Source organism: Paenibacillus sp., assembly GCF_035645235.1.
Classification (GTDB): domain Bacteria; phylum Bacillota; class Bacilli; order Paenibacillales; family YIM-B00363; genus Paenibacillus_AE.
In genome coordinates this window covers 1-10,387 of sequence record NZ_DASQMZ010000009.1, presented here as the reverse complement: position 1 = coordinate 10,387, position 10,387 = coordinate 1, and the positions used below count along the sequence as shown (strand labels likewise).

Below are 10,387 nucleotides of genomic sequence, written 5' to 3'. Positions count from 1 at the left end.
CCCCGAGACCGGCTTCGTGCGGCTCCCTTAGGGTCGTTATGATATCGACGGCATTTTTTCCGAGCTTTAAGATGCCTCCGCTGGATTCGGGGCATAATGCTTCCGCGATTTCGGACGTTCGGACGGCGGGCCCGTGCAAATCGGGCACGTCGGGGCGTAAATTCATGGCGTTCGCCGCGATGACCATCTCACATAAGTCGTACGGCGCCTGGGGGGGCAATGCGGACAGCAGCTCCTTCCGCTCCTGAATATATTCCGCGGCTCTCCCCGGTGGAATGGGCTTAAGAAACCTGCGCTTGTCCTCGGGAATGTCGACACGATTGCCGTTGGTCGAGGTCACCGTATGAACATCTCGATGGTGCAAAAATTCGATCCCTCTCGACTTCCCGGCGCTTAAGACGGTAAGTCCCAGCGTGCGAGCCCATGCGATCAACCCCATCATCAATCCGTGCTGATCTCCATCCACCGGGGTGTAGACGAGACCGGCGTCCCCGGCCAGCTTCTGAAGAATCGGGCCAACGACCGAATCCGTCTCCTTGTTCACCATCGCAAGATGCTTGCCCGCCCGAATGGCCGCAAGTCCGTGAATGGCGCCCGCGTCGGGGATCCCCGTCGATTCGACGACGATGTCGATCGGCAGGTCCATCAATAGCATCGCGTCTTGGACGACGACGAACCGGCCCCGTTCCATGGCCTGCAGCGCGGCGTTCCGGCTGTCGCATATGGCGATGCGCTCGTCCGGTACGCCGGACCTGCGGAAGGCGCGCGCGGCTGCCCCGATGTCGCGATCGGCGATCGCCGATACTTCCAGCATGGCGCATACGAAGGACCGGGTCGCGATCGACGTCCCGAAAAATCCCGCGCCGATTAATCCGACCCGAACAGGCGTCGTTCTTCCGCTGCTGGCGAACAACTGCGAGTAAATCATTGGATTTCCTCCTTATGAATCCGAGGTATATAGCGATAACCGAATCTCAAGACGACTATAGAGCGTTAGGTTGATCTCGTCTATAATTTTATGGAAAAAAAATACGGGCCGTCGTTAGACGACCCGTACCTCCTTATTGCTGGTAAATCGCCAGGCCCTGCAGCAAAATATCCCCCGTAATGCGCACGAGGTCGAGCGTGAGCGAACCGTCCGTCACGGAGACGTTGTACGGGCCGTACTTCGCCCAGCTGCCGACGGCGCCGGTAGCGATCTGACCCTTCGTCGTTCCTTCCAGCTTTACGTCGAAGCTGCGGAAGTTCGCTTGGTAATCTTCCATGACCCAGAGATACACCGCGTAATTGCCGTTCGCAAGCGTCTGGTTCAGCGTCGCGTTGCCGGTACGCCAAATTTCGGTGCGCAGCATCGACGTCGTGTCGGCGTCCGTCGCCGGGCTCGGCGTGCGGGTGTTCGTTGCGGTATTGACCGTACTGACCGTGAGGCCGGACGATAGCGCCGCGCTATAGGACAGCCAGGCGTTGCCCTCGATGGTTACCGCCCCCCCGTTAATATTAATCCCCTTCACGAAACCGCCGCCGGAGGACGTTAGCGTGTACGGCGACAAATACGGACCGGCGATGACGGTCGTCGTCGGTATGCCGGGCCCCGTCCAGCCGACGGACAAGTTATCCCAGCCGACGCCTTCCTTATGGAGCACCTCCACGTAGTAGCGTTGCCCCGCCGTAAGCGAGACGGGCGCGGAGGTTTGCGTCGGGAATTTCGTCCATTGGCGCAGCGCCGTGTAGCCGGTAAAGTAGGCGATTTTCGACTTGTTCGCCGGGTTGTCGTTCGTGCTCAGCCACAGCTCGCTGTCGTCGTCGCCCGCGAGCGAGAACGTATACGTGCCGGTCGCCGGCGGCGTAATGTAGCCGCGAATGCGCGTGCCGTAGTTGTCGCTCCAGTTGACCGGACCTTCGAACTTCGACAGCGAGGACGTGCCGCTCGGCGGACTGTTCAACGGGATCGAAGCGATCGACGTGCCCGCGATGCCGGACCAATATTCCCTCGAGAGGCTGCCCGTCCCGCCGGGCGCCTGCCGGATTTCAATGCCGTGGAGGCCCACCTGTCCGGCGTTCAGCGCGAGATCCATGTTCAGCACGCCGTCGATGACGGACACCGGGTAAGGCCCGTAACGGTTCCAGCCGCCGTTTTGGGCGGAGGTGACTTCGCCGACGGTCGTATTTTCCAAAACAATATTGTAAGCGTACGAACCTGCGCCGAGCTCCTCCTTCACCCAGAAGGAGACGTAGTACGCGCCGTTCGGGATCGTCTGCGACAGGTTCGCCGTGCTCGATTTCCTGAGGCCGGCGGTCAACATGCTCGACGTGCTCGCGTCGACGGCCGGGTGCGCCGCCACCGAATTGCTCGTCAGCGTAACGCCGGTGCCGACCGAGAAGCCGGCCGCTTGGGCGGCCGTATGCGACAGCCAAGCGTTGCCGTCGATCGTAACCGCCGCGCCGTTGATGTTGATCCCTTTGACGAAGGCGGTCGCCTGATCGAACGGCACGTACGACACCAACGGCTCCATCGCGTTCGCCGCGATCGCGTTCGTCACGAGCTGATCCAAATAATAGTGGTTTTTATTCGGCGTAGACGTGTAGACCGTCGAATTGTCGGACGGATTATAAGTTACCGTGCCGGGTCCGATTTCGGCGAAGAGGCCGTCGTTCTTGCGTACGGCCGCGTAGACGGCGACCTCGTCCCAACTCGGTCGCGTACAGGAAGGCGAGGCGTCGCAGCCGAGGAAATCGCGGAACGCTTTCTTGACGGGGCTCGTGTCCGGGGAGTGGTCGAGCTGCCAGCCCGTGCCGACGTTCGCCCCTTCGCCGGAAAAGACGATGCGTCCCGGCCAATTGTCGATCACGTTCTTCGCGGACGTCTTGTCGTAATAGAAGTTAAAGTAGTCCGCACCGTTCGGGTACGTCCCCCCCATGACGACGAGCTCCTTCACCTTCTGCGCGACGAGCTGCGCGCCGGTGAGCGGGCTGATCGTGTCCGGACCGGAATTCAGCAGCGCGGACAGCTGATTCATGAAGCCGAGCGAGACGATGACGACGTCGTCGTAGTTCGGATTGGCCAGCAGCTGCCGGTACAGCTTCCAGCCCTCCTGTACGGTCGTAGAGCTTAAGTCCTGCGGGAAGCCGGCGCAATTGTCGGGGTACCGGTTCGTGTTGGCCGAGGACGACGGATACTTGATGCCGACCGGAATGTTCGGGTTGCCGAAATACGTGTTAAGCGCGTCGACGCAGTAAGCCGATTTGAGATGATTCGTATCGACCACGACCCCGAGAATGTTGGCCTCCCCTTTGTCTTGCAGCGCGTGCGCGAGCGCGATGGCGCCGACGTCGTCGACGTCGTCCAGAATGTCGGTGTCAAGGATCAGCGGCACCGGCGGCGCGGTCACGGCCGCGTCCGCGACGCGCCCTCCCGCGCCGGCCGGAACGACGACGGCGAGCGAGACGACGGCGGCGAGCGCCGTGCGCCACCAACGCCGCTTGCCCGGAGCGAGGCTGCTTGCTCCGAACGATATGTTGCTGCTTGCGATTGACATGAACGAATCCCCTCTTTCGCGATGATCGATACGGTTGCGGTCATCTTGCGTGCATTCTTCGCGTTGCGTGCGTGTTTCGCGTTATCCCCCTCCCCTCTCCTCCTCATCGTAGAATGTAAGCGCTTCATTGAATAGGCGGTAACCTTCGGCTTCCGTCGAATATTTTCGGGACTTGCACGCGCCCCCCGGCATATAGCCCCCTCACGGCGGGCCGTATTTGGTTCGGTATTCCGCCGGCGTCAGACCGGTTTTCTTCTTAAATACTTGGCTGAAATACCTTGGCTCTTTAAAGCCGACGCTGTCCGCGACCATGTAAATTTTATACTCGTTCCGCACGATCAGCCGCTTGGCCGCTTCCACCCGGACGTCGGTCAAGAAGTCGATGACGTTCTCGCCGGTCTGTTTTTTGAACAGCTCCGACAAATAATTCGCATGCACGTAAACGCTGTCGGCGATGTCCGACAACTTAATGTTGCGGGGATAATGCTCCCGCATATACCGAATCGCGCCTCGGACGACCAAGGAATAGCCGCTCTCGTCCCGGGGCGGCTCCTCGCCGCGCGGCGCGTTGCGGACCGCGGCCGCCTCGGCGTACGAGCGCGCCGTCTCTGTCAGCGCCTCGCACGGCCGGCCCGCGCCGACGCGCAGCTCGAGGCCGCCCCGCCCGAGGGAGGCGAACTGTCGCATCGCCGCGGCGATGCGCGCCTCGTCCTCGGCGGGCTTCGCGCCGAGCCGCAGGACGAGCGCCAGCCCGTCGGCCCCGTCCGGCAGCGCGAACCCGCCGCCGGACGCCTCCAGCGCGGCCTGCGCCTTCGCCTTCAGCTCGCAGAGCAGGCCGCTCGCGGTTTCGGCGCCGTGCTCGGAGGACCCGAGGGCCACCCTCAGCGTGAACACGACGAACCTCGGCAGCAGCTCGAGCTCCAGCTTCTCCGCTTTCCCGCGCGCTTCTTCCTCGCGCATCGGCGCCGCGCCGAACAATAAATCCTGAAGCAGCTTCTCCCGCAGCTCCCGGCGCGACCCCTCGACGTAGCGTTGCTCCTCCTCCCGCGAACGTTCCCGCCGAATCGACTCGTACGCTTTCCGCAGCGCTTCTTCGACTTTCTCCGGTTGGATCGGCTTCAGCACATAGTCGAGCGCGCCGTACCGCATGGCGTTCTGGGCGAAATGGAACTCCGCGTGCCCGCTCACGACGATGCAACGTACGGAAGGGTAGTCGGCCGACACCCGCTCGAGCAGCGCCGGGCCGTCCATGCCCGGCATGTTCATATCGAGCAGCAGCACGTCCGGCGGCTCGCGCTCCAGCAGGCGCAGCGCGCTCTCCCCGTCCTCGGCCGTCCCCGTCACCCGCCACTCGTCCCGCATCCCCTCGATGCAGGCATGGAGCCCCCGGCGAATTTTCGGCTCGTCGTCCACGATGGCGATTCTCATGCGGCGCCCTCCTCCTTCCCGTCGATCGGCAGCCGGACGCGGACGATCGCCCCCATCCCCGGCGGGCTGAGCAGCGTCAACCCGTAGTCCGGGCCGTACAGCAGCCTCATTCGTTCGTGTATGTTGCGCAAGCCGAGCCGTCCTCCCGGTTCGTCCCCTTCGGCATCGTCCCGCAGCAGCGCAACGCGCTTCTCCTCCGGCATGCCGACGCCGTTGTCCCGCACCTCGAGGACGAGCGAATCGTCCGCGCGGTACGCCAGCACGTCGATGCGCCCGTCTCGCTTCGTTCGCGCAAGCCCGTGCACGAGCGCGTTCTCCACGATCGGCTGCAGGACGAACCGCGGCATCCGGCACTCCAGCAGCGCATCGTCGCAATCGATCGCGTAGCGGAACCGGTCCTCGAAGCGAAGCTTCTGCAGCAGCAAATAATCCTCGACGTGCGAAATTTCGTCCCGCAGCGCAACGATTCCGTCGCCGCGGCTCACGCTCGTGCGGAACAAGTTGCCGAGCGCCGTCACCATGCGACTGATTTGGTATTCCTTCTTCTCGATGAGCATCCAGTTGATCGAGTCCAGCGTGTTATATAAAAAATGCGGCAAAATCTGCGCCTGCAACGCCTTGATTTGCGCGTTCTTCTCCCGAATTTTCTGCTCGTAATTGTTGCGGATGAGCGAGTTGATCCGCGCGACCATCTCCGCGAACGCGTTGCTGAGCTGCCCGATCTCGTCGGGCTTCTCCGCCTGGATGGAGGCCGCGAAGTCGCCCGCCTGGACGCGGCGCATCAGTCGCTGCAGCTGCGTAAAGCGAAGGGTGACGCCGCGCGTGATGATCAGCGTAAAGACGATCGCAAGCACGCCCGCGATGGCGCTGAACGAGAGAATCGCGTCGCGGATGTCGTTCGCCGATTTCGCTAAGAAGTCGACCGGCACGGCGCTGACGATGTACCAACCGGTACGCTCGTTCCGTACGTACGATACCAGGTGCTCTCGCCCCTCGATGTCGCAGGCGTAATTGCCCGCCTCCCCGTCCATGCCCGCGGCGCAGCCCTCGATGGCGGCCGACGGCGCATCCGACGGTTTCGCTTGCAGCATCGATCGCTTCGCGCGGTCCAGCAAGTACAAATTGCCCGGCGTGTCCGCGAAGATTTCCCCGATTACGGAAATCAACCCGCGCTCGTGAAAGTCGATCATCATAAATCCCTCGTACTCTCCGTACGTCGGGTAGATGCTTTTGATGAACGCCGCGGACGGAAACACGGAGGCGGGCCGTTCGTTGATCGCCATCATGACGCTCTCCCGGCGCTCGAACCAAATATGGCGCCCCTTCGCCTCGGTAACGCGACGGAAGAGGTCGCTCTCCTCCAGCCGAAAGTCCCGGGACAACCCTTTACCGTTGCCGGTGTAAACGGTTCCGACCCGATCGACGATGACGATGCTCGAAAGCTCCCGGTAGCTGATCAGCAGGCTCTTTAAATAATTTTCCACCTCTCGTTTGTTCCGGCCTTTCGCCACGTCGTCCTCCTGGTTCAGCAGCTCGATCAAGGAGCGATTGATCATCGTACTGAGCGCCAGGTTGTCGACGGTTTGGATTTTCGATTGAATATGCTTCTCGACCTGCTTCAGCATCTCGCCCGTATATTCGCGCGACCGCTCCAAAGCGATCTCGTGGCTGCGCACGATGGAGAAGAAGCCGCTGGTCAGCACCGGGATCGTACCTACGATCAGGAAGCAGACCAGCAGCTTGGTTTTTAACGTAAGCGAGAACCGCGCGCGAAATCGCGCCTTCGGGCCGTATTCCATCGGAAAACATCCCTCGCCGTTTTCTTCGATCTTACCACACGTGCGTCATTCCTTGGACCCGGAGGTAGTCATCGTGTTCATAAAATATTTCTGCAGCGGCAGCAGCAGCAGCGCAGGGACGGCGATCGACACGATGGAAGCCGCGTACACCTCGGCCCATAACGTGCTGCGTTCGGTCGAGAAGCGCGTCACGGCGACCTGCAGCATCAGCAGCGATTCCTGCTTGACCGCGATGAGCGGCCAGAAGAACGACTCCCATTGCGTAAGGAAAATGAGCAAGCCGGCGCTGATCATGACAGGCACCGTGTTCGGCACGAGCAGCTTATAAAAAATTTGCTGCCAGCCCGCGCCGTCGATGCGAGCCGACTCCATGACGCTGTCCGGGAACGCCTCGAAGAACTGGCGGAACAAGAAGATGACCAGGCCGTTCGCGAGCGCCGGCAGCAGCAGCGCATATGGCGTATCCAACAGGCCCATGGACCGAACGAGCCCGTACAACGGAATCGCTACCGCCTCGAACGGCACGAGGATGCTGACAAGCACGGCGGCGAACAGCAGGTCGCGTCCGGGGAAGCGGAACTTCGCGAAGGCGTATGCCGCCCAGGCGTTCAGCAGCAAGCCGCCGGCGATGTTCAAGGCGGCCATCCACACCGTATTGAACAAAGGACGGTAGAAGCGGTATTTCGTAAACAGATTCGCGTAGGCTTCAAGCGTCGGCTCCGCGGGCACGAACGTCCGGAACGTCAGCGGCGCCGCGTGCCGGAAGATGTCCTCCGTCGCCCGGATCGACGAGCTGAACGCCCAGAGGATCGGAATCAGCGTTATGGCCGCGACCAGCAGAAGAAGCGCGTAGTAGCCGAATCTCGCCATTCGAATTCTCCTTCCCCGCCGGCCGCCGTCAATGATCCGCCCGCATCAATCGCGCCTGCAGGCTGACGATGACGAACACGATGACAAGCAGCAACGTAGTAATCGAATACGCGCGCCCCATGTCCACGTACCGGTATGCGGAGCTGAACGCTTCGTACATGAGGAAGTGGTTCGACAGCTCCGGTCCGCCCTTCGTAAGCACATAGTTCGGCGCGAACATCATCATGTTGGCGACCGTGTCGGCCACGATTACGAACGCGAGCGGGCGCTTCAGCAGCGGAACGGTGATGCGGAACAGCGTGTTCCACCGCCCCGCCCCGTCGATGCGAGAAGCCTCGTACAAGCTCTCCGGAATGTCCTGCAGTCCGGCGAGGAGGAACATCATCCAATAGGCGACGCCCTTCCACGTCGTCATGAGAATAATCGAGAGCAGCGCTTGGTCCGCGCTCGTGAGGAACGGCTGCGACGGGATGCCGACGGCGTTCAGCATGCCGTTGACGACGCCGCCGTTCGGGTTGAGCATGATGCCCCAGACGACGCACGTGACGGCGATCGAGACGACGACGGGCAAATAGAGGATGCTTCGCAGCACGCCGATGCCCTTCAGCTTCCGATTCGCAAGGACGGCGAGCGCCAGCGCAAGCGCGATCTGAATCGGATTGACGAGGACGTTAAAGAGCAGCGTCGCTTTCAGGGACGCGCCGAAGACGCGATCCGCGAACAAGGACGTGTAATTTCCGAAACCGACGAACGCATCCCTTTGATACAGGCTGCCGACCGCCGAGACGACGATCGGGTATAGCTTAAAGACAAACAGGAGCAGCAAGGCCGGCAAAACGAACGAATAGGGCACTCTCCAAGGCGTCGAACGATCCATGCGCGTTTCCATCCCCGATCCCGGCGGCACGGGGGCCGGCGGCAACACGCTGCGCCGGCTCCGCGGAAGCGATGCGCGCCGCGCGTCCAAAATGATTATTTATACTTCTCTAATGCGGTCTTCAGCTGCGCGACGGCGTCGTCCAGCGACTTCTTCGGATCCGCGCCGTTGCGGATATCTTCCATGGCGGCGGCCGCCGTCGTCTCCCACTCGCGATAGCCCGGCGTCAGAGGACGCGGCACGGCCGTGTTCATCGCTTCGTACGCGATAATCTTGAATGCGCTCTCCGGGAAGGCGGAATACTTACCGTCCTTGTCGTCGTTGATCGCGTCGAGCAGCGCTTTCGTCGCGGGGCCCTTTTCCGCTTCGAACCACATGTCGCTGCCTTCTTCCGCCGTAATGTATTTGATATACTCGACGGCTTCGTCCGGGTGCTTCGAATGCTTGTTGACGCCGAGATGCCAGCCTCCCGTCGGCGTCGCCGCGTCGTGCCCCTCGAACGTCGGGTGCGGCGCGTAGCCGAAGTCGAGCGTCTCGGACTCGAGGAACGACCCGATGTTCCAAGGGCCGCCGACCAAGTACGCGACGTTGCCGGCCTTGAACAGCTCCGTCGTCTCCTGCGGCTTCAGCGCCTTCGGGCTAATGTTCAGCTCGTTATGGATTTTGTGGTAGAACGTCATCGCCTCGACCCACTCCGGCGAGTTCAGCACGCCGTCGACGGTCACGCCGTCGTCCCCGATGCCCTTGCCGCCGAGCGCGTTCGGCAGCGCGAGAATTTGGTACGGCCGGCTGATCTGATCGAAGCTGAGGCCCCAGATGTTCTTGTTGCGGCTCGGATCCGCCTGCTGAACGACCTTTTGCGCGTTCGCCGCGAGCTCCTCCCACGTCAACCGGTCCTCGATGTTCTCCGACGGGAACGGGATGCCCGCGTCGCTGAGCAGCTTCTTGTTATAATAGAGGAGCTGCGAGGACGAGCTCATCGGTGGCGCCAAAAACTTGCCCTTATACGTGCCGGCGTTCACCGCGCTCGGAATGTACTTATCCTTATCGGCCTCGTCGAAATAGGCGTCCAGCGGGAGCAGATAGTCGCGGAAGCCGTACCCGGACACCATCGGCACGTCGACGGAGACGATATCGAACGTGTCCTCGCCGCCGCCGCCCTTCATCTCGATCACCTCGAACAGCTGGTCGAACGGGTAGCTTTCCATCTCGATTTTGATATTCGGGTGCTCTTTCATGAACGCCTGATTGATCGGCTCCAGCTTCTCCACCCAGTCCGTCAGCATAATGTACTTGATCGTCACCTGCTCGCCGGAGACGCTTCCGCTCCCCGCCTCCCCGCCGGCCGCACCGGTGCTGCACGCGGTTGCGAGCAAGCTCGCGGAAAGCAGCATCGACAGGCCGAACGTCTTTCGATGATTCCAAAGTTTCATGCGTCTTCGTACCCCTTCGCTTATGTGTTTGCTTACACCTCGATCTTATATGAAAACGCTTCACTTCCCCATTAGGTAATTCTAATATACTGTTCAATATTTTCGGCATCCGCCGGGGGGATTACTTTTCCTTTCGCAAAAAGATCGCCCCCCACGGTTGAGCGGCCGTGGAAGGGCGATCGATCTGTCTTGCTATGCTATTTCTTCGCGCGTATCGTTCGGGGCCGCGATGCTCACGACGTCGCCTTCGGGACCATACCCGTGGACAGCGCAAGCCGATTCCATGCATTAATCGTGTTGATGGCCATAACCAACGCGACGTACTCCCCCTCGTCGAATTGACCGCGCACCCGTTCGTACACGTCCTGAGGAACCCCGTTCGACGAAATGTTCGTCACCGCCTCCGTCAGCTCCAGCGCGGCCCGCTCCCGCTCGGTGTAGAAC

The 10,387-nt window shown here is 61.5% G+C and carries 7 protein-coding genes and 1 pseudogene; all 8 read right to left on the bottom strand.

The window, feature by feature from the left end:
- Positions 1 to 928: pseudogene (locus VEZ38_RS00320) on the bottom strand (hypothetical protein); the annotation flags it as partial.
- 133 nt (positions 929 to 1,061) lie between these two features.
- Positions 1,062 to 3,536, bottom strand: coding sequence for a PA14 domain-containing protein (locus VEZ38_RS00315; RefSeq protein ID WP_324890763.1), 2,475 nt, complete (start codon positions 3,534 to 3,536; stop codon positions 1,062 to 1,064).
- A 201-nt stretch (positions 3,537 to 3,737) separates the two neighbouring features.
- On the bottom strand, positions 3,738 to 4,964 hold the full coding sequence (locus VEZ38_RS00310) for a response regulator (RefSeq protein ID WP_324890761.1): 1,227 nt from the start codon (positions 4,962 to 4,964) through the stop codon (positions 3,738 to 3,740).
- Positions 4,961 to 6,763, bottom strand: coding sequence for a sensor histidine kinase (locus VEZ38_RS00305; protein ID WP_324890759.1), 1,803 nt, complete (start codon positions 6,761 to 6,763; stop codon positions 4,961 to 4,963). Before VEZ38_RS00305 ends, VEZ38_RS00310 begins: the two co-directional genes overlap by 4 nt.
- Before the next feature lie 45 nt (positions 6,764 to 6,808).
- Complete coding sequence (locus VEZ38_RS00300; protein WP_324890757.1) at positions 6,809 to 7,633, bottom strand: carbohydrate ABC transporter permease; 825 nt, start codon at positions 7,631 to 7,633, stop codon at positions 6,809 to 6,811.
- Between the two features lie 28 nt (positions 7,634 to 7,661).
- Complete coding sequence (locus VEZ38_RS00295; protein ID WP_324890755.1) at positions 7,662 to 8,510, bottom strand: sugar ABC transporter permease; 849 nt, start codon at positions 8,508 to 8,510, stop codon at positions 7,662 to 7,664.
- 95 nt (positions 8,511 to 8,605) lie between these two features.
- Positions 8,606 to 9,943 carry a sugar ABC transporter substrate-binding protein gene (locus VEZ38_RS00290; protein WP_324890753.1) on the bottom strand — a complete coding sequence of 446 codons (1,338 nt, stop codon included), beginning with the start codon at positions 9,941 to 9,943 and terminating at the stop codon, positions 8,606 to 8,608.
- A gap of 233 nt (positions 9,944 to 10,176) precedes the next feature.
- Positions 10,177 to 10,387: carboxymuconolactone decarboxylase family protein (locus VEZ38_RS00285; protein ID WP_414694629.1), on the bottom strand; the 211-nt coding region annotated here is incomplete at its 5' end.